The organism is Lysinibacillus sp. OL1 (assembly GCF_004332175.1).
Classification (GTDB): Bacteria; Bacillota; Bacilli; order Bacillales_A; family Planococcaceae; genus Lysinibacillus; species Lysinibacillus capsici.
Map to the genome: position 1 here is coordinate 39,032 of NZ_SJDS01000011.1, position 25,645 is coordinate 64,676.

The 25,645-nt window shown below is 37.0% G+C and carries 22 protein-coding genes; all 22 read right to left on the minus strand.

The window, feature by feature from the left end:
• Position 1: 1 nt before the first annotated feature.
• Entirely contained in the window at positions 2-1,345 is a 1,344-nt protein-coding gene (locus EW028_RS18210; protein ID WP_131521857.1) for a hypothetical protein, read from the minus strand.
• Positions 1,332-2,522 (minus strand): glycosyltransferase, encoded by a 1,191-nt coding sequence (locus tag EW028_RS18215; protein WP_131521858.1) that lies wholly within the window; start codon positions 2,520-2,522, stop codon positions 1,332-1,334. Before EW028_RS18215 ends, EW028_RS18210 begins: the two co-directional genes overlap by 14 nt.
• A gap of 113 nt (positions 2,523-2,635) precedes the next feature.
• Positions 2,636-3,754 carry a glycosyltransferase family 4 protein gene (locus tag EW028_RS18220; RefSeq protein WP_131521859.1) on the minus strand — a complete coding sequence of 373 codons (1,119 nt, stop codon included), beginning with the start codon at positions 3,752-3,754 and terminating at the stop codon, positions 2,636-2,638.
• Between the two features lie 92 nt (positions 3,755-3,846).
• Positions 3,847-4,602 (minus strand): tyrosine-protein phosphatase, encoded by a 756-nt coding sequence (locus EW028_RS18225; RefSeq protein WP_284705924.1) that lies wholly within the window; start codon positions 4,600-4,602, stop codon positions 3,847-3,849.
• A 40-nt stretch (positions 4,603-4,642) separates the two neighbouring features.
• The gene (locus tag EW028_RS18230) at positions 4,643-5,344 is read right to left on the minus strand and encodes a CpsD/CapB family tyrosine-protein kinase (RefSeq protein WP_131521861.1); all 702 of its coding nucleotides are present in this window, start codon (positions 5,342-5,344) and stop codon (positions 4,643-4,645) included.
• Positions 5,344-6,072, minus strand: a complete 729-nt coding sequence (locus tag EW028_RS18235; protein WP_131521862.1) for a YveK family protein — start codon at positions 6,070-6,072, stop codon at positions 5,344-5,346. The genes EW028_RS18230 and EW028_RS18235 overlap by 1 nt, the downstream gene beginning before the upstream one ends.
• 228 nt (positions 6,073-6,300) lie before the next feature.
• Positions 6,301-7,860 (minus strand): ribonuclease Y, encoded by a 1,560-nt coding sequence (gene rny / locus EW028_RS18240; protein WP_004224930.1) that lies wholly within the window; start codon positions 7,858-7,860, stop codon positions 6,301-6,303.
• 517 nt (positions 7,861-8,377) lie between these two features.
• The gene (gene recA, locus EW028_RS18245) at positions 8,378-9,442 is read right to left on the minus strand and encodes a recombinase RecA (RefSeq protein WP_016992835.1); all 1,065 of its coding nucleotides are present in this window, start codon (positions 9,440-9,442) and stop codon (positions 8,378-8,380) included.
• Positions 9,443-9,603: 161 nt separating this feature from the next.
• Positions 9,604-10,863, minus strand: coding sequence for a competence/damage-inducible protein A (locus EW028_RS18250; RefSeq protein WP_131521863.1), 1,260 nt, complete (start codon positions 10,861-10,863; stop codon positions 9,604-9,606).
• A gap of 17 nt (positions 10,864-10,880) precedes the next feature.
• A complete protein-coding gene (gene pgsA, locus EW028_RS18255; protein WP_004224936.1) occupies positions 10,881-11,459 on the minus strand; it encodes a CDP-diacylglycerol--glycerol-3-phosphate 3-phosphatidyltransferase in 579 nt (192 codons plus the stop codon).
• Positions 11,460-11,506: 47 nt separating this feature from the next.
• A complete protein-coding gene (locus EW028_RS18260; protein ID WP_193767401.1) occupies positions 11,507-12,436 on the minus strand; it encodes a helix-turn-helix domain-containing protein in 930 nt (309 codons plus the stop codon).
• Between the two features lie 16 nt (positions 12,437-12,452).
• Complete coding sequence (locus EW028_RS18265; protein ID WP_026023397.1) at positions 12,453-13,238, minus strand: DUF3388 domain-containing protein; 786 nt, start codon at positions 13,236-13,238, stop codon at positions 12,453-12,455.
• A gap of 216 nt (positions 13,239-13,454) precedes the next feature.
• Entirely contained in the window at positions 13,455-13,712 is a 258-nt protein-coding gene (locus EW028_RS18270) for a DUF3243 domain-containing protein (protein WP_004224939.1), read from the minus strand.
• A 45-nt stretch (positions 13,713-13,757) separates the two neighbouring features.
• Positions 13,758-14,486: an elongation factor P 5-aminopentanone reductase gene (ymfI, locus tag EW028_RS18275; RefSeq protein WP_131521865.1), complete on the minus strand. Its 729-nt coding sequence runs from the start codon at positions 14,484-14,486 to the stop codon at positions 13,758-13,760.
• Positions 14,483-15,784 carry an EF-P 5-aminopentanol modification-associated protein YfmH gene (gene yfmH / locus EW028_RS18280; RefSeq protein ID WP_131521866.1) on the minus strand — a complete coding sequence of 434 codons (1,302 nt, stop codon included), beginning with the start codon at positions 15,782-15,784 and terminating at the stop codon, positions 14,483-14,485. The genes ymfI and yfmH overlap by 4 nt, the downstream gene beginning before the upstream one ends.
• Positions 15,781-17,052: an EF-P 5-aminopentanol modification-associated protein YfmF gene (gene yfmF, locus EW028_RS18285; RefSeq protein WP_131521867.1), complete on the minus strand. Its 1,272-nt coding sequence runs from the start codon at positions 17,050-17,052 to the stop codon at positions 15,781-15,783. Before yfmF ends, yfmH begins: the two co-directional genes overlap by 4 nt.
• Positions 17,053-17,223: 171 nt before the next feature.
• Positions 17,224-18,183: an ABC transporter permease gene (locus EW028_RS18290; protein WP_048391533.1), complete on the minus strand. Its 960-nt coding sequence runs from the start codon at positions 18,181-18,183 to the stop codon at positions 17,224-17,226.
• A 1-nt stretch (position 18,184) separates the two neighbouring features.
• Positions 18,185-19,231: an ABC transporter permease gene (locus EW028_RS18295; RefSeq protein WP_131521868.1), complete on the minus strand. Its 1,047-nt coding sequence runs from the start codon at positions 19,229-19,231 to the stop codon at positions 18,185-18,187.
• Positions 19,231-20,778, minus strand: a complete 1,548-nt coding sequence (locus EW028_RS18300) for an ABC transporter ATP-binding protein (RefSeq protein ID WP_054550535.1) — start codon at positions 20,776-20,778, stop codon at positions 19,231-19,233. Before EW028_RS18300 ends, EW028_RS18295 begins: the two co-directional genes overlap by 1 nt.
• Before the next feature lie 376 nt (positions 20,779-21,154).
• The gene (locus EW028_RS18305) at positions 21,155-22,240 is read right to left on the minus strand and encodes a BMP family lipoprotein (protein ID WP_048391537.1); all 1,086 of its coding nucleotides are present in this window, start codon (positions 22,238-22,240) and stop codon (positions 21,155-21,157) included.
• 53 nt (positions 22,241-22,293) lie between these two features.
• A complete protein-coding gene (locus EW028_RS18310; RefSeq protein ID WP_131521869.1) occupies positions 22,294-23,022 on the minus strand; it encodes a GntR family transcriptional regulator in 729 nt (242 codons plus the stop codon).
• Positions 23,023-23,221: 199 nt separating this feature from the next.
• On the minus strand, positions 23,222-25,513 hold the full coding sequence (locus EW028_RS18315; protein WP_131521870.1) for an FtsK/SpoIIIE family DNA translocase: 2,292 nt from the start codon (positions 25,511-25,513) through the stop codon (positions 23,222-23,224).
• Positions 25,514-25,645: the final 132 nt, after the last annotated feature.

Sequence of the window (25,645 nt, forward strand, 5' to 3'; positions counted from 1 at the left end):
CTCACCTCTCATTCATAGTAGTTCCCTTACTTTTACTCATAGTCAGTGCAAACATAATTAATAAAATATGATATGGAAAATAATCCATGACAAATGAATCAAGTCCTATATTCGCTATCAACACGATATAGAGAGGAATAGCGTTAATTGAGAGGATTTGAAAGCCTGGTGTATTCATAATTCCGACATTCTCTCTAAGTACTTTATAGAGGCTTGAAATGTATAGTACTGACAAGGCTACTCCAATTAAACCTATATAATAGGGAGTTGATAAGTACATTGTATGTGCCATCTTCACCTTCGCAAAGCTTGTGCCAAATCCTGCTCCCAAAATAAATACTTTCGTGTTTTGAAAGATTTCATTTACAAAAAGGCCCCAACTACTCACTCGACCAGTGGTAATGGCATCTGTCGATATTCCTGAACCAAAAAAACGAATCCAATAAATTGCGAATAACTTCTCGTAAAAAAAATAGAGGGCAACACCACAAATAATCACGATAAAAGACGAAAATTTAATAGCTGTCTTCACATTATTTTTAATGAAGACAATAAATGTCATCATAATGAAAATGACTAATGTAATAATAAACATTTTTGAGTAGGTCAGTATGCCAAAAAATGCTAATATTACGAGTAATACAATTGACTTTTTCTCCTTTTTTCCATCCAGATTAAAAAGCACTAATAAACAAGCCATTGCTATTAATACTTGCAAACTAAAGTAATTTGGATCTAAATCTAAACCCGTAAATCTTGTACTAATCGAGTTCATTGTCTTCACTGTATTTACAATGGTCATTGACTCTATAAAATGATCAATTTCTGGAATAGAATAACTGATCAATCGAACGATCGAAGCAGCTAGTAAACCCGATGCATAGATATACGTATACCTTCTGAAATATGCCTTATCATGGAGGGTCAATATTGCACAAAAGAGCACACTATAATTCAACACAAAGCCTAAAACTGCAATAAGATTACCACCACTAACTAACGTTACGGCTACCGTATAAAATGCAAATAAAAAATAGGTCAATAAGAGTCGTTTTGAAATACCTTGCTTTTGTAAAAAGAGCGTCAAAATACTTAACAAAATATAGAAAGAACTAAGTACAACAAGCAGTGAATATCCTGTTATATCGAATTTAATGACATACACCCACGATATAAAAAACAATAAATAGTCCATTCGATGCTGCTGCTTATCTAGCAGCATCGCCATACTAGTTAAAAGGAAGAAGAACCAGAGAAATAGATTACTACCTGTATATATTTTGAATACGACAAAGATACTTGAAATTATACAAATGAGCACACTAAAATTCTTAGATTCTATCATGTACATCAAACTCCAATACTAGTTGCTCTTGAGCTTTTTTGTTTGTGTAGTGATTTTCCTCTATGTAATTTTTCATATTGTGTAGTAATTCTGTATTTTTCATAACACTAGACATGACTTGAAAGATATCTTGAATGTTAAAGCCTGTTATCAATCCGTTATGACCATTACAAATTTGTTCACCTGCTGCGGCAAAGTCCGTTGTAATAACAGGCGTTTGTACAATTAATGCCTCCCCAATGACCATTGGGTAGCCTTCGTAGGCAGATGTTAAAACGAATACATCACTACATTTTATAAATGGATACGGATTTTTCATTTCCCCTACAAATTCAACTACATCCTCTACACCAAGTTGCAAAGCTAATTGCTGATTCGAAAGTAGGTCTGGTCCATCCCCTAAAATGCGCCAGCGAAAATTATTTATAGAAGCTTCCTTTAACAACTTACACAGATGTGGAATAAGGTCGAACCTTTTTGTACTATTTTCAATTCGCCCAACAGATATTAAATCCAACTCGCCTTTAAGAAACGGTGTATATTGATATGCCAGTTCTTTAATCTCTTCAATTGGAAAAAAGTTATATACTACTGAAATTTTATGTTGATATTCTGGAAGAAAATTTATCAAATTTTCCTTACATGCTGCAGAAACACACAACAATCGATCAAAATTTTTATAAGTTTTAACACAAGCCTTATAATTAAAATTCGCTTTAATGGGGTCTGTATGAATCCATGCGAACTTACGATCTGCTATCGCAAATTGATCTACAAATAAATTGGTCCCTTTATTGAAATATTGATTAGGTACATCATTAAAATAAGAAATGGCGATATCATAATGACAATTATTGCGATGTTTTTTTAAAAGTATCGAATAGAAGGTGTGGGAACCTATTAATCGAACAACTATCATACACACAATACGTAAAATAATATGCCATACGTTATTTCTTTTTTTCACTTCAACAAAAGGTGTAGCAATTAGCTGTAACAGTAAGTTCCCTGTATTTACCTTCACATTGGAGGGAATATCGTTCATTAATTCCCCTCCGCTAAATGTAAAAACATCTATCTCGTATTTCTCGTAGAGGCTGATTTCTTTTAGCATATTAATTAGCGCCTTTTGGATACCACCCATTTGAAAATTTTGTGCAACAAATAATATTTTCATATTAGTCCCCCTAAAAATACTATCGTAAATTTTCATATTGCTCTTACGTTTGTAAAAACGGTTCGATAGTCGCTACATGCCACTCCCTTTGCTGCTCATACCCCGCATCGTTTTTATAAATTACTGTATAAATCTGTTATTCGTTTCTCCATTTTCGTCCAGCTATAATCTTCTTCGTACAGCGCCTTCATTTCACGAGAAATTTCTGGCCATTCTTTTCTACGCTTTACCAAATTGTCAATTCCGTTTTGTAAACTCTCTCTATTGTAATCAATAAGTTCTCCAAAATTATTTGTTGCAACTACTTCTGACATTCCCGTATTTTTCACCATAATCAAAGGCTTTCCAAGCATTAATGCTTCATAGAATTTATTAGGTGCGGCATAATAATGGTTAGAAATGGTAGGGTCATAAATAGCCGTCATAATGTCACAACTATTCTCTAACTCTATTGTTTTTTCATAGGGTAACTTACCATAAAAGTGTATATTGTCATGCATTCTCGAAGTTTGCAGCAATGTATCAGCTAACTTACCAAATCCACCAATATGCAGCTCATAACTTGGCGTATTCTTTACTACTTCAACCAATTCACTAATCAATCGATTTTCAGTAAGTATACCTACATAGACTATTTTTATTTTTTTCGGATTCAAATCTAAGCAATCATTTGAATCTATATAACGTGGAGTATTATATATGACCTCTATTTTTTTAGGTGAAGCTTTCGCTATCTGTTCTTTGCGCTTTTCTGTACATATAATGACTGCATCCACACTATTCATAAGACGTATATCTATACTAGCAATGACCTTTCCAATACGCTGTGGTCCATAAAATGGTGATGTATACGAATCAAATACGTCGTAGATTACTTTTTTACGAAGTAATTTTCCACATATTGTACCTACTAGCGCTGTATCAAAATCACAAGCGTGAATCATATCATACGTATTTTTATGGCGAAGTAACCATTGAAAAAGTTTAAGTTGAAATTTTATAAATGGGACTAAGTTCTTTTTCAAACCTCCTCCAAATGTTGCCGGAATACCAAACCTTGTAATACGAATTGCATGATCACCTTCTAACAGTTGGTCCTTTATTTTATATTTTTTATCTCTATCCCAAGCTAAAATGTGAACATTCCAATTATTTTTTGCAAGGCAATGTGCTTCCTTTTCAACCCTTGGATCTGGAGAAACAGGGTTACTCCTCATAAAAACAACTCGCATCTCATATAACCCCCTTAAACACTGAATGTCTCTAGCGCTTCAGCTACTTTTTGCTACCTTTTGTCCTTACAACTTAAAGATGCTTTCCCATTTTAAAAAAACTTCCACCAATTTTTTGTGAAAGTATCATCTGGTTCATATACAATTAATGGCTGATTATTAATGATTCGTTCGTTATTTTCAAGCAAAAAATCTACCACATCCAAATCTTTTTGTTTTTCTAAAAATCTAAGTCCCTTTTCAAATAAGAAAGGACGTGTATTTAAGTTATGCACATCTGAACCGTATGTATGGACAAGATTCGAGCGCACTAAATTTAGCGAAAGTTTTTGGACGGTTTTGCCAAACAATCCTGCTAAACTTCCTGATGTAATTTGTGCATGTGCCCCCACACGTATAATTTGTTCCAAATGACTTGGATTTTCTGAAATGACTCTATTTCGCTCTGGGTGTGCAATAATTGGTGTTATGCCTGCTGTTAATAACGAGTAAATGATATCCTTTGTATATTTGGGAATATGATTAGAGGGAAGTTCCAACAGCAAATAATTGGAATTTGCTAATGTATGTAATTGTTTTTTTTCATACAATTCTAGAATGTTACCTGCCAAGCGTACCTCTTGTCCCGTGTAAAGTTTTAACGGCATATTACGTTGGTCAATTGCCATTTGTAACTGTGCAATTTGCTCATTCACGACATCAAAGGAGACATTATACAATGGATGTAAAGCATGCGAAGTGGAAACAATCGTTGAAATCCCCTCCAAAACTGCCTGCTCAAATAAACAAAGTGTCTCTTCAATCGTTTTCGGACCATCATCGACATCAAATAATATATGACTGTGCATATCAATCACTGTACTTCACTTCCCTGTCTAGGTACTTGAATTAACGATAATATTGCTCATAATATTGATGGAGTGGCATTTTATAGTTATTTAATACTACGCCCAAAATATTTGCTTTTGAGGCTTCAAGGCTTGACTTTGCTTTTAGCACACTTTCATATTCTGCAACTCCACTGTTCACAATTAATAATGTACCATCACATTTATTGGACAAAATTTGAGCATCTGTTACAGATAATAGGGGTGGCGCATCAAAAATAATGATGTCAAACTCTTTCTTTAGTTCCTCAATTACACTCCCCATTAAGGTAGAAGCTAGTAACTCTGCTGGATTGGGGGGAATAGGCCCACTTGTCAAGACATATAGATTAGCAATATCTGTATTATTGACGACTTCGGAAATTGTAAAATGTCTTGTTAGTAAATTTGATAGTCCTCTAGCATTTTGCAATAGAAACGTATAATGCATTGTTGGTTTTCGTAAATCTGCATCTACGATGACGACCCGTTTTCCTTCTTGTGCGAAAACAACACCTATATTGGCTGCATTGGTTGACTTTCCTTCACCTGGTGTTGCAGATGTTACTAATATTGTTTTAATCTCTCTATCAGGCATTGAAAAAGTAATATTTGTTCGGATTGTTCGAAATTGTTCAGAAATAAAAGAATGGTCATTTGCAATCGTCACAAGTTTTCGTGCCATTTTCACTAACTTCTTCTTTTTCTTTTTTTTCCAAAACATTATGATCCTCTCCTCGTTTTACGAGATTTTATCCTAGTGCTTTTATTGTGAGCATCACTAATTTGACTAATCAAGCCAATAATCGGTAGTCCTATTAGCTCTTCAATATCTTGCTCAGTCTTGATTGTAGTATCTAAGCTCTCTATTATGATTATGAGAGCAGCACTTAAAACAAAACCAATAAACGAGGCTGCTACTATATAAAGAGTTTTATTTGGCGCAATCGGTACAGGTTCCTTATCTAATTGTGCAACTGACAAAATATTAACATTATCAACCGTCATTAAAACTTGGATCTCCTCTTGAAACACATCTGCTATTGTATTGGCAATTTCGACAGCCAACCCTGCTTGCTTGTCTACAACATTAATATTGACAACTTGTGAGTTATTGGCACTAGATACAGTAATTTGATCCATTAAAACTTCAGGTGTGACATCCAAATCTAGCCTATTTATAACTTTAGATAAAATAGCAGAACTTGTTATGATAATATTATACGTATTAATAAGTCGGAGATCTGTTTCAACCTGTTGTACACCTAAATGTGGTTGTTCTATATTTTTTTGATTAACTAAAATTTGCGTTTCTGCCTCATAGGTAGGTTTTAACACAAAGATGCTAATAAAGCCCGTAACCAACGCTGCAAAAAGTGTAAAACTTATGATAAAAAGAAAGTTTTCTCGGACTATTTTCAATATATCTTGTAATGTGATTGTTTCTTTCAATGCTCTTCACTCCTTGTCAAAACATAAAACAGTTGTAAAAATGGAGTATAACTAGGCTGGTTAATTTTTAAAAAGGTATTCATGGTGAGGCTAGTTCACTATGCTTTATTCCATACTATATTGTTGGAATCATCCATTTATTCTTACTGGGTAGATCACATCGAATTTTATTCACATACAAAAAGGCATCCCCTGACCTTGGTCAAGGGATGCCTATTATTTTATTATTTATTTCGCGTATTCCACAGCACGTGTTTCGCGAATGACTGTTACTTTAATATGACCTGGGTAATCGAGTTCTTCCTCAATACGTTTGCGAATATCACGCGCAAGACGATGAGATGCTAAATCATCAATTTTTTCAGGTTGTACAATAATACGAATTTCACGTCCAGCTTGAATCGCATAAGATTTTTCTACGCCATCATAGCTTTCTGAAATTTCCTCTAACTTTTCAAGTCTGCGGATATAGTTTTCAAGTGTTTCACTACGTGCACCTGGACGAGCTGCTGATAATGCATCAGCTGCAGCGACTAATACCGCAATAACAGATGTTGCTTCAGTATCACCATGATGCGAAGCAATACTATTAATAACAACTGGGTGTTCCTTATACTTTGTTGCTAATTCCACACCAATTTCAACGTGGCTTCCTTCAACTTCATGATCGATTGCTTTTCCAATATCATGTAATAAGCCCGCACGACGAGCCAATGCTACATCTTCACCAAGTTCAGCAGCAAGTAATCCTGCTAAATGTGCGACTTCAATTGAATGTTTTAGGACATTTTGTCCATAGCTTGTACGATATTTCATGCGGCCTAAAATTTTCATTAAATCTGGATGTAAGTTATGAATACCAATTTCAAATGTAGTTTGCTCACCTGTTTCGCGGATTTGTTCATCCACTTCACGTCGAGCTTTTTCCACCATTTCCTCAATACGAGCTGGGTGAATACGACCATCCTGTACAAGTTTTTCAAGTGCAAGTCGAGCTGTTTCACGGCGAATTGGATCAAAGCCTGATAATATAACCGCTTCTGGCGTATCATCAATAATTAAATCAATTCCTGTTAACGTTTCCAATGTACGGATATTACGGCCTTCGCGACCAATAATACGTCCCTTCATTTCATCATTTGGCAAGTTCACAACAGATACAGTTGTTTCTGCTACGTGATCTGCAGCAAAGCGTTGTAGTGCTAATGATAAAATTTCACGTGCTTTTTTATCTGAGTCTTCTTTCGCACGTGTTTCAGCTTCTTTCGTCATCACAGCAATATCAGTTGATAACTCTTTTTCTACTTCATTGAGGATAATTGATTTAGCTTCATCCCTAGTTAAAGCAGAAATTCGTTCTAGCTCTGTTTTTTGTGATGCCATGAGCTCGTCCACTTTGCTCTCCATCTGTTCAATATGCTGTTGTCTTTCAGCTAGAGCTTGTTCTTTGCGCTCTAAGCCAGCTTCTCTCTTATTTAGAGCATCATCTTTGCGATCAAGATTCTCTTCTCTTTGCAATAAACGGTTCTCTTGTTTTTGAAGTTCTAAACGACGTTCACGAATGTCATTTTCAGCTTCAGTACGAAATTTGTGAGTTTCATCTTTGGCTTCAAGTAGTGCTTCTTTCTTCATTGCCTCCGCTTCTCGTTTTCCTTCTTCAACGATTGTTTCAGCGACATGTTTAGCACCAGTGATTTTTGAGTCATTCACTTTTTTCATGTAGATATAGCTAACAGCGGCACCAACGATGAGTCCAAGCAAAGCGGAGATGATAGTAATTCCATCCATATGAACACCTCCTCTTGCTATTTGGGTATTACAGTTTCAGTCGGCGCATACATCTATGTCGCCTTAGCTAAAATGCACCAGATTTTGTTAGAATTTATGCAAAACCCGTTTCATTGGCCAAAGGCATTATCTTCATCCAGTAGGCGTTTAGACATCCATTTTAAAGGATATTTCACTATAAAACATTTGCTAAATGAGGATAAAATGTACTGCCTATTTAAAGTCATAATTCAGAAATTATACATATTTAATTGTATAGCTAGCCTCAGGCTCTGTCAAGGATAGTCAGGCATCTGTTCGCCACCTTAGCCAAAAAAAGTAAGTCCTATCCATTCAGTGAATTTTTCCCCTATTACTATTTCACTAGAAAATTTTTTATGTTAAAAACAATTAGTAAAAAAACAGTACATAAGAAATAAATACATAGCCTCTCTCTTATTATGTGTAAAAATTTAAGAATATAGACAAAAAAAATGCATTGCCCCCCTCAATAAAGTGGGAACAATGCAATCATTAATTATTCTTCTTCCAGAAGTAACATTAATTCTTCATCCATCTCTTCTTCATCATCATGGGCAGCAATTGTATAAGAAGAAGCCGCAATACCATAAGAAGCTCGGATTTTATTTGCTATGTCTTCTAGGACAGCAGTATTTTCTTTTAAATACTGTTTAGCATTTTCTCGTCCTTGACCTAAGCGCTCATCGCCATATGCATACCAAGAACCACTTTTTTGTACAATGTCTAATTCTACGCCTAAATCGACTGTTTCGCCTTCTTTAGAAATTCCTTCTCCATACATAATATCTACTTCAGCTGTACGGAAAGGTGGTGCTACTTTATTTTTAACAATCTTAATTTTAGTACGGTTACCAACAATATCATTACCTTGTTTAATAGCTTCTGCACGACGCACTTCTAAACGAACAGAGCTGTAGAATTTAAGCGCACGTCCACCTGGTGTTGTTTCTGGATTACCAAACATGACACCAATTTTTTCACGAACTTGGTTAATGAAAATAGCAATCGTTTTTGATTTATTAATCGCACCAGAAAGTTTACGTAAAGCTTGAGACATTAGACGTGCTTGTAAGCCGACATGAGAGTCACCCATATCCCCTTCAATTTCAGCTTTTGGCACTAAGGCAGCAACAGAGTCAATGACGATAATATCAATAGCACCACTGCGCACTAATGCTTCTGCGATTTCAAGTGCTTGCTCACCTGTGTCGGGTTGTGATAATAATAGCTCATCAATATTGACACCTAATTTTTGCGCATAGATCGGGTCTAATGCATGCTCAGCGTCGATAAATGCTGCTTGTCCACCTGTTGCTTGTACTTCAGCAATGGCATGTAGAGCAACAGTTGTTTTACCAGATGATTCTGGACCGTATACTTCAATAATACGTCCACGTGGATATCCACCCACTCCTAATGCAGCATCAAGTGCAAGTGAACCACTTGAAGATGTCGCAATTTCTAAATCGGTTTTTTCACCGAGTTTCATAATGGAACCTTTACCAAAATTCTTTTCAATTTGCTTTAGAGCCTGTTCTAAGGCTGCTTTACGATCACTCATTCATTTTCCTCCTTCGAAAACTGTTCACTGTTTTTATCTATCTCTACTATACTTGTTTTTGAGAAAACACGCAAGAAAAAAGCGAACATTTATTCGATTTTCCTTCAAAATAAAAATTTGGATAGTTTTCCTCTACCCAAATTCCTATGTTTTACTCTATTTTAATAACGTTTTGCGTAGCCACGTTCTTCTAAAAGCTGCATTAAATAATGACATGTAAATTTCACCGCACGGAGTCGATTCGTATTTCGCATGCCTGATAAATGAAGTAAATATGTAAGCGGCTCCTCATCATTTATAGCAATACCAATCCAAACCGTACCTACTGGCTGATGATCATGCGCAGTGGGACCTGCTTCTCCTGTAAGGCCAATCCCAATATTTGTAGCAAATTTCTCACGAACAGCACTTGCCATTGCCGCTGCACACTCAGCACTCACAACACCATGTGTATCAATTAAATCTTGTGAAATGCCTAGCTGTTTTACTTTCGCATCTGCTGCATAGGTAACAACGCCTCCTATAAGTGCATTGCCTACCCCTGGAATTTCCGCAAGTTCAGATTGAAATAAACCAGCAGTTAAACTTTCAGCAGCCGCAATCGTTAGCTCATTATCCAGTAGCATTTCTACCGTTTTTGAGGCAAGGGAATCATCATCTACACCATATTGATAATCACCAACAAGTGCTTGTATTTCTGCAACCTTTGCCTTAATAAGCTGGTCAGCTTGTTGCTCTGTTGCGGCTTTAGCTGTTACGCGTAACGTTACCTCACCATCAGAAGCAAGTGGAGCAACTGTTGGATTGGTTTGTGCATCTAAAATAGTTTGAACTTGTACTTCAAGCTCGGCCTCACCAATTCCATAAAATCGCATAACATGTGATGCAATGATCCCTCCATCATTAAGCATCGCAGCAAGTTTAGGTTTAGCCTCAAATTGAAACATTGGTTCTAACTCTTTTGGAGGTCCTGGTAATAAAATATAAGTGCGATCATTTTTTGTGAAGATCATACCTGGAGCCATTCCATGGTGATTAGCTAATACCTCACTCCCAGCTAAAATTAATGCCTGTTTACGATTATTCTCCGTCATTGGACGTCCTCGTTTAGCAAAAAATTGCTCAATATACGTCAATGCTACTTCATCAAACTCAAGAGAAACACCAAGATGACGTGCAATCGTTTCCTTCGTTAAATCATCTTTTGTCGGACCAAGTCCTCCCGAAAAAATAATGAGATCTGCACGAGACTCTGCCACTTCGATAGCTTGTTCTAAACGCTTTGCATTATCGCCTACTACGGTATGATAAAAAACGTTGATGCCAAGCTCGGATAGCTGGCTTGAGATAAACCTCGCATTTGTATTCGTAATTTGACCTAATAATAGTTCTGAGCCAACCGCAAGAATTTCAGCATTCATGAACCCCAAGACCTTTCTTATTTAGACTCAAGTAATACACGTCGATTTAGATAGAAATAATCCCATCCTGACCAAAGTGTAAAGAACAATGCAACATAGAGCATGATTGTATCAAATGGAATACCAACCAATGTAAAGATTGTATTGTGTAAAAGAGCAGCAGCAATCGCTACAATTTGTGCCCAAGTTTTAATTTTACCAAGCTGATTGGCAGCTACGACTTCTCCTCCACCTGCCAAAATCAAACGTAAACCCGTTACAGCAAATTCACGACTAATAATAATGATAATTACCCAAGCAGGTGCCATCTTAAGCTCGACCATTAAAATAAAGGCTGCTGAGACAAGTAACTTGTCAGCTAAGGGATCTAAAAATTTCCCAAATGTCGTTACAAGATTATACTTACGTGCGTAATAACCATCCACCCAATCGGTTGTTGAAGCAAAGATAAAAATAAGTGCGCCTATAAAATGATGGATTGGCATCTCTGCACCAAAAAGTGATAATGTTCCCCAGCCAAAATCAAACATCATAACAATGACAAAGAATGGAATAAGTAAGATTCGAGAGATGGTAATTTTATTTGGAATGTTCATTTTTCTAACACCTTTCATGATGAAAGAAAGTAGTCATCATGTGATGACTACTGTTCTTTATTGAAATTGATGACGATATTTTGCGTTACAATTTGTTGTGCATACGTTAGAAGTTCGTCATTAATATAGATTTTAGCTTGCGTTGAATTACCGAGACGAATACGAACATAGTTTTGTGTTGAGGCGTCAAATTCAACTACTTCCCCGGCATTATAGACACGCGTATCTGTTAATATTTCTTGTTGCTGTTGATTGCGAATACCAACAAATGTAGGGCCTGATACTTCGATTTTTAGTTTCATTGTATCCGTACCTGTTAACGTATAAGAAGTTGTCGCACCATCTGCTTCAACAGTACCTGCGGAAATTGTTTGCTTCATCTCTTCAGTTTGATCAGTGTCATCTTCATCAGTTGGTGTTTCTTCTGTAGAGCTTTTATCTTCTTTATCATTTTTCTGTGCATCTTTATTTTCTTGTTCTTTTTTATCCTTCTCACTATCAATTGGCTTGACATTTGTGTCATATTCAATTTCAGGAGTAGAAGTGTTTTCCTCGCTTGTCCCTGGACTGTTTTTTGATTGCCATAGCACCCAGATAACCACAATAATCACTACAATAAATAAAGCAACAATGATTTTGGGCATAGCCTCCATCATTTTATTCGAAGGGCCTTTCGTTACTTTTCTTCTGCTAGGACTATTCGTTATTGATTGATTTACTTGATCGTTTGGAGTGCTCGGTAGTTCATTTTTATATGTCTCTAAAATTTCTTCCGCGTCCAAACCAACCGCTTCTGCATATTGTTTAATAAAAGCTCTTACATAAAACGAACCAGGCATAATGGAATAATTGCCCTCTTCAATTCCTACTAAATAACGTTTTTGGATTTTCGTTATTTCTTGTAAATCGTCTAAGCTGTAGCCTTTAGACAGTCTCGCCTCTTTCAGTCGAGTCCCTAATTCTGCCACTAATAACACCTACTTTAACATCAAATTAAAAATTAAATCCTCCAAAAGAATCGGATTCGGACATATGATTTTTTTCCATTATTTCATAAGTAATTTCTTCATCAGTGTGATGACGCAGTTCAATAATATAATCAAAATCCTCTATTTTATATTCTGAATGCTGAACAAACATATCTGGATGCTCTACAACTTTGATACAAGGCATATTCATCATTTCACGCACTAATTGCAAATGTTTCTCATCGGATGAACGTCGAGTCACAATACCATCTAGAATAAAAATATTGTTACGACTAAATTCATCTCCCACAAGCTTATTACGAACTGTTTGCTTAATCATTGTAGATGATAAAAAGATCCATTTTTTATTGGCACAGACACTGGCGGCTACTATGGATTCAGTTTTTCCAACACGTGGCATGCCACGAATACCAATCAGCTTATGTCCCTCTTTTTTAAAGAGTTCTGCCATAAAGTCGACTAAAATACCTAGTTCATCTCTTACGAAATGGAATGTGTTTTTTTCATCTGCATCTCGAGGAATATAACGACCATGCCTAATGGCTAAACGGTCACGAAGTTTTGGTTGTCGAAATTTGGTTACGTTAATATGTTCCATTGTCGAAACAATTGTACGAAAACGCTCAATTGCCTCATCATTGTCTGTATGCACTAACATACCACGTCGATCCTCATCTACACCATTTATTGATATAATATTGACACGAAGCATCCCTAAAAGTGAAGCAATATCTCCTAATAATCCAGGGCGATTCACCTGAATTTCATATTCAAAGTACCAATCGCTCAACACACTCGTTCCCTTCCTATTAGTTAACGTAAAAAATCCTTTATAAGTTCCATCATAGCTGATTTTTTATGTAATGGAAAGTTAGAATACATGGAATTACAGCGTTATTTACTAATTTTTTTTGATGACTGTTAAATAGGCTTACATACGTTCCCGTTTTCACAGATAAAAAGTTTATAGTATAGCAAAAAGAGGAGATTGGCTCTCCTCTTTTATTTACTGCACATGCTTATTTTGTACGAGCTTAATGACACAATTCGCTAATGCATGTTTTTCATCTTCAGAGGCAACGCCCCATAAATCCGACAGCACTCGCTCTTGTTCGTTTTTAGGGTCGACATTAGTCGCCAAATATTCCCCAATTTGGACAGCAGCCGTTTGAATCATTTTCTTAGGCATACCGCTTGATTCAGCTTGCATAACGTTTTGTCCTAAAAACGATGTCCATTTTTGCCAGTTTTCTAAAATGGTCATATTCTTCCTCCTCCTTTACACAAGTAGTATGTGCAAAAGAGATTATTATATGTACCAACCTCCATTTAATCGTACGATTTGTCCTGTCACATAATCAGCTTTACCAGACAAATAAAAACGTACCATTTCAGCCACATCCTTTGTTTGTCCAATGGAGCCTAGTGGGATATCGTCCAAAATGTATTGAAGCTCTTCTTGATTTAGATGGCTGTTCATTGAGGTATTTATAAAGCCAGGAGCAATAGCATTCACTCTAATCCGAGATAATGCCGCTTCTTTTGCATAGGATTTAACAAAAGCATGCTGCGCACCCTTAACAGTTGCATAAAGTGCCTCCCCCGCTGAGCCAGCCTCTCCCCAAATGGAACCTATAAATAGTACATAGCTCACTTTATGCTTGCGAAGTTTTCCAGAAAGTAAAGCTGTCAGTCTCATAGGATTTTGAACATGAACACGCCATAAAGCATCCATATCCTCCACTGTCGTATCTTCGAGCAAGGAATAATGGGCTTGTCCATTGGCAAAAACAATAGCCTGTACATTAAAAATTTGTGCAGCTACCATTTCTGCTCCATAAACAATTGAAAAATCCCCCTGTACAAGCATAAATTCTTGTGCAGGGAAATTTTCGGAAAGCTTTACACATAACCTCTGTGCCGCATTTTGATTGTTTGAATAATGTACATAGATGGACCAGCCATCCTCAGCTAAGCTTTGACAAATGGCATGACCGATATCACCTGATGCACCTAAAACAAGGGCAAATTTTTTCACTGTGCATCCTGCTTACTTGGCAGAATTTTAAAGACTGTTTGCTGTGTTTCACCTTGGATAGAAGCAAATGCTTTTTGTAAATCCTCCACGGTTAATGTCTCAAGTATTGGTACTACATCAAATAAATTCATGTCATTAAAGGAATATCGTGTGAATTGGTTTGCGATAAACTCGATCGAATTTAATGCACGTAGGAAGAATCCAATTTTTTTGCGTTTTATACGCTCCAAACCAGCACGATCAAATTGGCTATTTCCTTCATATTTTGTTAATTCGTCCATAATCGTTTTTGCCAATTTATCTGGCTCTGCTGAATCTGATCCGATCATGGCAAACCCAAAGCCATTTTCTAAAGTAAAATCAAAAGCATATGTCTCATCAATTAAACCTTCCTCGTAAACACGCTCATAAAAATCAGAGGTACGCCCAAAAATAAGTTCAAGTGCAATTTGAACCGACAACTCATGCTTTAACATATCCTGACCTGATAAATTAGTGTCTTTCGCTTTTAAACCTACATAAATTTTTGGTTTTTGAACATCCATATTTAATGTACGTTCTTTAATGGCTACCTCTGTTGGTTCTTTATCAAAGAAACGTTGAATTGGCGTTGGTTCTGGGAATTCTTTTTTACCCTGATTCTCACGAATAAACGTCATCATTTCTTCTGGTTCAACAGCACCAATCACAAATAACAACATATTCGAAGGATGATAAAACGTATTGTAGCACGTATATAAGTGCTCCGCTGTAATGCCATCAATCGATTCTATTGTACCTGCGATATCAATTTTTACAGGATGATGATGATACATATTTTCGATTGTGCCAAAGTATAGACGCCAGTCTGGTTGATCATCATACATTGTAATTTCTTGCCCAATAATTCCTTTTTCTTTATTGACAGTAGCTTCTGTAAAGTATGGTTCTTGGACAAAATTCAATAAAGTTTCTGTACTTTTATAAATATTGTCAGTAGATGAAAATAAATAAGCTGTACGCGTAAACGATGTAAATGCATTCGCAGAAGCACCATATTCGCTAAATTTTTGGAAAACGTCTCCATCCTCTTTTTCGAACATTTTATGCTCTAAAAAGTGTGCAATACCATCTGGTACAGAAATACTTTCTGTTTCACCAATTGGCACGAACGTACGATCGACAGAGCCGTACTTTGTTGTAAATGTAACAAATGTTTTAGAAAAGCCCTTTTTCGGCAATATATAAACATCTAAGCCATTGTCTAGTTTTTCATAATAAAGTGTTTCATCTAATTGTTTAAATTCTATTGTTTTCATTGTGCGGCTTGCTCCTTTCCACATAAGAAATAGACCGCTTCAAGCTGCACTTGCTTTGCCATTGCAACAACATCTTCTTTTGTCACAGCTTTCCACTTATTTGCCCAGGCCTGAACTGAGAATTCCTCAGGTAAATCCTTATATTGATCAAAAATTTCAATTTGACCTCGTGCCGAATCTAAGGATTCTTTTAGCTGATTTGTCAGCATAGCCTTTGTTTGCTCCAGCTCTAAATCTGTAATGTCTCCAGCCTGCATGACGGCAAGTTGTTCTTTAATTAAAGATAGCGCTTTTTCTTCATTTTTAGCTTCAATCCCAGATACAACAAATACAAGTCCATAATGCGAAGCATAGGAACTAGAAGCATAATAAGCAAGACTCTCTTTTTCACGAACATTCATAAACAACTTGGCATGTGGATAGCCACCAAAAATGCCATTAAAAATTTGCATCTTAGAGAAATCTGCATCACCAAATCTAACAGGTGTGCTAAAGCCAATATGAAGTTTACCTTGTTTCATTTCATGCTGTTCTCTTACATAATCATTGTCTGGATGTTGTTGTGGGAGTACTGCTGGAACTTCCTTAGGAGTACGATCCTTAAATGGTAGCGCTTTTTTTAATTTCGCAACAATTTCCTCTTCATTAATGTCTCCAGCTACATAAATATCGATTTTGTCGTTAGCTAGCATCGATTGATAAGCCTCAAATAATGAGGCAGTGGTAATCTTTTGAATTTCTTCGACACTACCATTCGCTGAAATTGATGCTGGCTCATTTGGTCTCAGGATTTGTTGTAGACGGAATTGAGCAAAGCGAGATTTATCATCAAAAATAGATTCAATACGTTGAATAACTGTCTTTTTCTCACGCTCTACAACGGATTCCTTAAAGACACCATTTTCTAGATTAGGCTCAAAAATAGCTGTATGCAATAAACCAAGGACTTCGTTTAAGACACTTGTATTCGCTAGATAATGATCATTAACAGTCTCTACATTCATAAGAACTGTATGCTCATTTCCACGCTTCGATGTATCAAAATACAAAACTGTACCATACAAGTCATCTAAAAAGCTTCGAAAAGCAGCAGTTGTCTTATATTTAGCATTACTGTGCTGCAGTACATTTGTTAATACTGTACGCTCTGATGCACTTTTAGCCGTTAATGCTCTTCTCCATTTAATTGAAAAATTTACGGTTTTAAATTGGGTCGTTTGTCGGATATGCAAATTGACACCTTTTGCAAAAGGTATTGTTTTAAACATATGAAACCCTCCTATCCTTCTTAATATAACGATGTACTACACATACTATACATGTCTATTGTCTATAATTGCAAAAGGAATCCAAAGTATGTATGGGAAAAATTAAAAATTTCGCCAATTATATAGAAAAAGGACTGAGCATAGCTTGCCCAGTCCCTTAAAATGCTTTTCTTAGCGTTTACCTTTAATATAAGGCTGTCCACTCGCTTTTGGAGCATTTGCTTTACCAATAAAGCCTGCTAAAGCAAGAATTGTTAACACATACGGTAAAATTTGTAGATACACTGCTGGAACATTTTCGATTAGCGGAATTTGATTCCCTGCAATACTTAATGTTTGTGCTAAACCGAAGAATAAGGCTGCACCTAGTGCTCCAATTGGATGCCACTTCCCGAAAATCATTGCAGCAATAGCCATGAAACCTTGACCAGCAATTGTTGCGTGTGAGAAGTCGTGTGTAATTGTTTGTGCATACACTGCACCACCAAGACCACCTAATGCCCCAGAAATCATCACGGCAATATAGCGCATTTTATTTACATTTATACCCATTGTATCTGCTGCCATTGGGTGTTCACCCACTGCACGCAAACGCAAGCCGAATGGTGTTTTATAAATGATAAACCATGCCCCGAATGCTACAGCAAACGCTAAAATAGATGTGCTATAAACATCATGGAACAGTAAACGACCGAAGAACGGAATATCCTCTAAGTAAGGAACACCAAAACGACGAATCGGTTGGTCTATCATATCTGTTTGACCTTTATCATAAATCATTTTTACTAAGAATACGGTTGCAGCTAAACCTAGTAGGTTAATAGCTACCCCTGATACCGTTTGATCGGCACGGAAAGAAATAGAAGCTACAGCATGGAAAAGTGAGAACACAGCACCAATCACAACAGCTGCTAGCATTGCTACCCAAACTGTTGCTGCCCCTAATGATGAAGCGAATTCTAAATTGACAAAAATACCAACAAAAGCACCGACAATCATTAAGCCTTCTAGCCCGATGTTGACAACACCAGAGCGTTCAGAGAATACCCCACCGATGGCCGTAAAAATCAAAGGTGTTGCATAAAGAATCGCTGAAGGGATGATGAAATATAACATTTCTAAAAAGCTCATGTTATTGTCCCTCCTTTTTCTTGCTCAGCTTTTGTAAGCCTACTCGAATAATATAGCCTGATGCAACGAAGAAGATAATCAATGCAATAATAATGGATACGATTTCTTCTGGAATACCCGCAGCATTTGGCATATTTAATGCACCATACTTTAAAGAACCAAAAAGGGATGCTCCAAACACTACCCCAAGTGGTGTATTGGCACCAAGTAACGCAACGGCGATACCGTCAAAACCAATTCCCGTAAAGCCAGGTTTAATGGATGCGTTTTGGAATGTCCCTAAAGCTTCCATCGCACCACCAAGACCTGCAAACATACCTGAAATCGTCATAGCTAAAATAATATTTTTATTAACACTCATACCTGCATAGTCAGCAGCATTTTTGTTAAAACCTACTGCTTTTAGCTCGTAGCCACGTGTTGTTTTTTCTAAAATGAACCACATCACAGCTACCATTAACAGTGCAACAATGATCCCATAGTGAAGACTTGAATTGTCTGTAAGCTCTCTTAAAAACGGAGAACGTAAAGAAGCTGACTCATGGATACGTTCTGTTTTAAAGCTGCCATCGGACAATTTTTTAATCACTGCATTTGCAATATAAAGTGCAGTGTAGTTCAGCATAATTGTCGCAATAACTTCGTGAACTTTAAATTTCGCTTTTAAGAAACCTGCAATAAAGGCCCAAAATGCACCAGCTGCAGCTGCTGCAAGCAATGCTAATGGTAAGTGAATGATTTTAGGAAGTTCAAACGCATAACCTACCCAAGCAGCGGCTAGCCAACCTAAAATTAGCTGACCTTCCACACCGATATTGAAGAGCCCTGTACGGAATGCAAATGCTACCGCAAGACCTGCTAAAATATATGGTGTAATTTGACGAATTGTGTTCCCGATTGAATATGAATCTCCAAAAATACCTGTCCAAAGAGCGATATAACCTTGCACTGGGTCATAGCCACTGACTACCATAACGATAGCCCCTACAATTAAACCGATAATGATAGAGATGATAGGAACGAGGATATTAATGACACGATTTGACATTAGTCGTTCCCCTCCTTCGCATCACGCTTTATATTTTTTTTACTTTGCCCTGCCATTAGTAAGCCTAGCTCTTGTTCAGTCGTTTCTTTCGGATTTAACTCATCGACAATTTGTCCATCATAGATAACAGCAATTCGATCCGAAACATTCATTACCTCATCTAATTCAAATGAGATTAATAAAACGGCTTTCCCTTTATCACGTTGCTCAATTAGACGAGAGTGAATGAATTCAATAGCTCCTACGTCAAGTCCACGTGTTGGTAGAGCAGCAATTAATAGATCAGGGTTACGGTCAATTTCACGACCAATAATTGCTTTTTGTTGGTTACCACCAGATAATGCACGAGCTGGTGTCATCTCTCCATTACCAGTACGCACATCATACTCTTTAATGATTTGGCGAGCTTTCTCTGACACCTTTTTATAGTCCATCACAAAGCCCTTCGCTATTGGAGATTGGTAATATGTTTGCAATGCAATATTATGACCAATTGGGAAATCTAAAACTAATCCATGCTTATGACGGTCTTGTGGAATATGTCCTACGCCTTCCTCTGTAATTTTACGAGGCTTCATGTTAGTAATATCTTTACCATTCAGCTTGACTTTACCACTTTTAATTTTGCGTAGACCTGTAATGGCTTCTATTAACTCGGATTGACCATTACCATCAATACCAGCAATACCTACGATTTCACCTTTACGAACATTTAAATTAAGACCTTTAACTTTATCAATATTTCGATAGTCTGTAACAACCAAGTTCTCAATTGCAAGCACTTCGTCAGTCGGTGTCGCATCCGTTTTTTCCGTTTTGAATTCAACCTGACGGCCAACCATCATTTCAGCAAGCTGATCAGGATTTGTGGCAGCGGTTACAACAGTGCCAATCCCTTCTCCCTTACGGATAATCGTCACTCGGTCTGAAACTTCCATAATTTCTTTTAGCTTATGCGTAATTAAAATAATGGATTTACCCTCTGCGATAAGACGGCGCATTATTTGAATTAATTCGGTAATTTCTTGCGGTGTTAATGATGCAGTTGGTTCATCAAAAATTAAAATTTCGGCACCACGATATAAGGTTTTTAATATTTCTACACGTTGTTGCATACCAACCGTGATATCCTCGATTTTGGCGTTCGGATCAACATCTAAACCATACTTTTCAGAAAGTGCTTGTACTTTCTTAGCCGCATCTTTTATATTCACAATTCCCATTTTAGTAGGCTCAGTGCCTAAAATGATATTTTCTGTTACCGTAAAGTTTTCTACCAACATAAAATGTTGATGCACCATGCCAATCCCTAAATCATTGGCAATATTCGGGTTTGTAATTTTTACAGCCTTCCCACGTACACGAATTTCGCCACCCTCTGGTTGATACAAACCAAAAAGGACGTTCATCAAAGTCGATTTACCTGCACCATTTTCACCTAGCAATGCATGAATCTCGCCTTGTTTCAGTTGGAGGGTGATATTATTATTCGCCACGAAATTACCGAATTCTTTACGGATTCCTAGCATTTCAATCACATAATCCAAATTTGTCACTCCCTTAATAGGCACTATTATTAAGTATTTTCATCTTAGCGTATAGTATCTGCTGCTACATGATGGATGGTACAGATAAGCCATACGTCCAGTAATAAATTTTCTACTAGAGGCTATATTTTATTACCGATTTAATATCCCACCTATAGAGGTAGATGTTTTGCTAAATTAATACAGGAAAGGTCATCGTTAGAAACCTTTCTTCTATTAACTTGTTACCATCATTATTCAAATCATAATTACTACCCCTATAAGGTTTCTATAAATCTAGCTAAATAGAGTATTGCGAATAATCTAAATATAACGATAGATTGAAAAATCATCATAAGGTCCTTCTAAGAGTCCCTTATGATGATCAAAAGATGAATTATTTTTCCACTTTTTCTGGAACTTTGATTTCACCCTTAGCAATTTTTTCTTTATATTCGTCGATTACTTTTTGTACATCTTCTGGAATCGCACCGCGAGAATCTGCAAGTTTAACGCCATCTTCAGCTAAACCGTAAACAAGTGTTTCTCCACCTGGGAAATCACCATTTTTCGCTCTATTTGAAATATCTACTACTGCTGTATTAACACCTTTTAACATAGAAGTTAATGTAACGTTTGTTTTATCGTCTACTTTACCCTCTTCGTATTGGTCAGCATCTACACCGATAACCCATACATCTGCATTTGGATCTTTCGCTTTACGCTCTTTTGCTTCAGAGAATACGCCGTTACCAGTTGCACCAGCAGCGTGGAAGATTACATCTACACCTGAAGAATACATGCTGTTCGCTGTAATTTTACCAAGATCCGCTTTATCAAACGCACCAGTATATTTTACTTGAATATCGATATCTGGGTTTACTGCTTTAGCCCCTTCAACGAAACCAGCGTGGAAACGGTTAATAACTGGAATATCAACGCCGCCTACGAAGCCGATTTTACCTGTTTTAGATGTTTTCGCTGCAGCAACACCTGCTAAGAAAGCACCTTCTTGCTCTTTGAACAGTACGTTTACTACGTTGTCTGCTTCTACTTCAGCATCGATTAATGCAAAGTGGTTATCTGGATTTTCAGAAGCAACTGCATCAATTGCATCAGCCATCATGAATCCGATACCAAATACTAAGTTAAAGTCACGACGAACTAAGTTGTTTAAGTTTGTTTCATAGTCAGCATCTGAAGCTGATTGTAGGTAGTCAAAACCACCATCACCTTTTGATAAATCGTGCTCTTTACCGTAAGCTTGTACACCTTCCCATGCAGATTGGTTGAATGATTTGTCATCAACGCCACCTACGTCAGTAACCATCGCTACTGAGAAAGCTTCTTCTGTGCTTTCGCCACCTGAAGCATTGTCATTTTCTTTCGCTGGCTTTTCGTCGTCTTTCGTACCACAAGCACCTAAAATAGCACTTGCCGCTAATACTGATGTTAATACTAAACCAAATTTACGTTTTTTCATTTAATTAACCCCCCAAAGGTATTGTAATTAGCAGGAAAAAATTTAGAAATGTTCTACACCCGTTTACGAACTACATGGAAGCTGAATTTATCAGCTCGGAAATAATTTTTTGAATAGAGCACTACTTGATCATGATCATCATAATGCAATTGCTTTAACACTAAAAGAGCTGTCTCACGTCCACAATTTAAAATCGGTGAGGCTTGTTCATGATACCCAACTGGATCAATATAGGTTACAGCATAAGCTACATGAATTTTGCCAGATTGCTCAAGTGCAGAGAACAGTGAAACTTCTTTTTTTTCGACAAAGTCAGTAGGCAGGAAGCTTGCAGGTAGCCTGTCTATGCAGTATACTACTGGCTCACCATCCGCTGTTCTGACACGTTCAATCGTGAGTATTTTATCGTCGCCATCACTTTGGAAGCGTTTTAAATCTTCCTCAGAAGGCACGTGCTCAGTCGCTTTTAAAAATCGCGAACCTGGCTCCATACCTGCTGTCTCGATCATAGAAGAAATACTAGATAGATGCTCGATGCCTGATGTAAACAACGGCTTCGGGTTAACAAAAGTCCCAACCCCATGTCGGCGCACAATCACATTTTCCTCTTCCAACAGTCGAAGTGCTTCTCTAAGTGTTGCTCGACTGACTCCTAGTGATTTCGATAATTCAAATTCTGAAGGCAGCTTTTCATTTTCTTTAAAAATGCCAGCCTCAATGTCAGATTTTAAACGATCGATTACTTGAAGATAGAGATGACGATGATCTGCTTTAATAGTCACATATATCACCACCAAAACTAGAGATCAGACATCTGATGTACAACATTCCTACTAATCGTTCATAAATATAACATTTTTGCAGAATGAAATAAACAGTTTTGAGTAAAATCTGTTATAGAATTCATTCTTTCTTTATTTTATCTGCAAATTTTTGGACAAAAATACAATTGCTCTCACCATTTTCGTCTTCATTTTTTGCTTAGTTATCGTATTGGTGAACAAGTACTTGACGAGGTTTACTACCCTCTGGAGGCCCAACAATACCGCGTTGCTCCATCTGATCAACAATACGTGCAGCTCTTGAATAACCAATACGGAAGCGACGTTGAAGCATAGAGACAGATGCTGTTTGCATATTGACAACTAATTGGACTGCTTCATCATATAAATCATCTGTTTCCTCTAAAATGGTTTCTTCTTCAGTAGGAATCATCTCCTCCTGATACTGAGCTTTTTGCTGTTCTATAACAAAATGAACGACTGCCTCCACTTCTTGATCTGATAAAAAGGCACCCTGCACCCTTTTTGGTTTAGAAGCTCCAGCAGGTAAAAATAACATATCACCTCGTCCTAATAATCGTTCAGCTCCACCCATGTCTAAAATTGTTCTTGAGTCAATCGCGGAAGAAACAGCAAAAGCAATTCTGGATGGAATATTTGCTTTAATGACACCTGTTAAAACATCTACACTTGGTCGTTGTGTGGCAATAATCAAATGAATGCCAGCTGCCCTTGCCATTTGCGCTAAACGTGTAATCGAATCCTCTACATCACTTGATGCGACCATCATCAAATCCGCTAACTCATCTACTATAACCACAATATAAGGTAGCTTTGGATGCTTTTCCTCTGTTTGATCATTCACCTTTTGGACATGTGCATTATAGCCCTCAATGTTTCTTGTACCTGTATGAGAAAACAAATCATAGCGACGTTCCATTTCAGATACCACTTTTTTCAGTGCCTGCGAAGCTTTACGTGCATCCGTTACGACAGGCGCTAATAAATGTGGAATCCCATTATAAACGTTTAATTCAACCATTTTTGGGTCTATCATCATGAGCTTCACTTCATGCGGTTTTGTACGCATTAGTATGGATACAACAATGCCATTTATACAAACACTTTTCCCACTACCTGTAGAACCAGCTACAAGTAAATGTGGCATTTTATTGAGCTCTGCTAATACAGCTTGTCCTGTAATATCACGACCAAATGCTACTTGTAATAATGCCTCAGGCTTAGCACCATCTTTCGATTCTAATACCTCACGAAGTGTTACAATAGCGACCTCACTATTAGGTACTTCTATACCAATCGCAGATTTCCCAGGAATTGGTGCTTCCATACGAATATCTTTAGCTGCCAATGCTAATGCAAGATCATCTTGCAAATTGACAATTTTGCTTACTTTCACACCGATATCTGGTAAAATCTCGTATTTCGTAACAGCAGGACCTAAATGCACCTGTGTCACCTTTGCCTTTACGCCAAAGCTTTGTAATGTCTGCTCAAGCTTTTTGGCATTTGCCTGAATCACTGAATATTCACCACTTTGATCATGTTGTGGTGGTAATTGTAATAAATTATATGATGGGAGCTGATAATCAGCATTTTCTACTGCATCTGTACCCTGAATCTGGACATCATCCGTTGCTTCTTCTAGTTCATTTTCCACCAAGTGAGTTGTATCCAACACTTCTCTTTCCTGTGAAACATTCTGTGTAAACGCAGAAATAATCGGTTCATGTGGTATTTCTTCTTCTTGTTCAGGCATATCTATAGATTGATTAACGGCTGCTACTTCATCTCCACTCTCTACCCTTGAACGACGATTATTTGGTTTTTTCGGTGTATTTTTTTTCTTATCACGATGCTTTTTTTTCCATTTACCAAATATATCTGGCGTTTTTTCTGCTAAATAAGGCACTAATGCTTTACCAGTGACAAGAATTAAACCGATAAAGAAAATAACCCAAGCAACAACTTTTGCCCCTGAGGCTTCAAACAACACATGAAGCCCGCTAAAGAGTAGGGCACCAACCATGCCACCCCCCAAAGCATTACTACGATGAATGATACCATCTGTATTAATCAAAATTCGCCATGATTCACGTAGTACAGAATCAGATAGCAGACCACCTGATTTGGATAGTTGTTCAAATAATATGCCATGGCTAAAAATCGTTAAGCTCGAAACAATGAGGAACATGCCCAGTATTAATCGATCCTTTATCCCAACTTTTTTACGACCAATCATCATTAACAATGCAACAAATATAAGCATAAATGGAACAGCAAAATGTAAATTACCAAAAAGGAACATGGCGATTGTTTGTAGAATCCGCCCGATCATGCCGTATTCAAAAATCATAATGACTGCTAATGCAATTAAGAGCAACCCTAAAATTTCGTACATAAGCGGATGCATTTCTTTTTTTTCAGTTGTCGTTTTACTTTTAGTAACTTTTTTTCTCTTACTAACTGCCATCTAATTCACCTTCTTCTGCAATCCATTCTATATATGTAGCGAATCATCACATGTAGAACTTGAATATTTCAAAAAAAGGATTTTCCACCGCAATTGGGAGAAAATCCTTTTTCATTTATTTTTTCCTCAAAG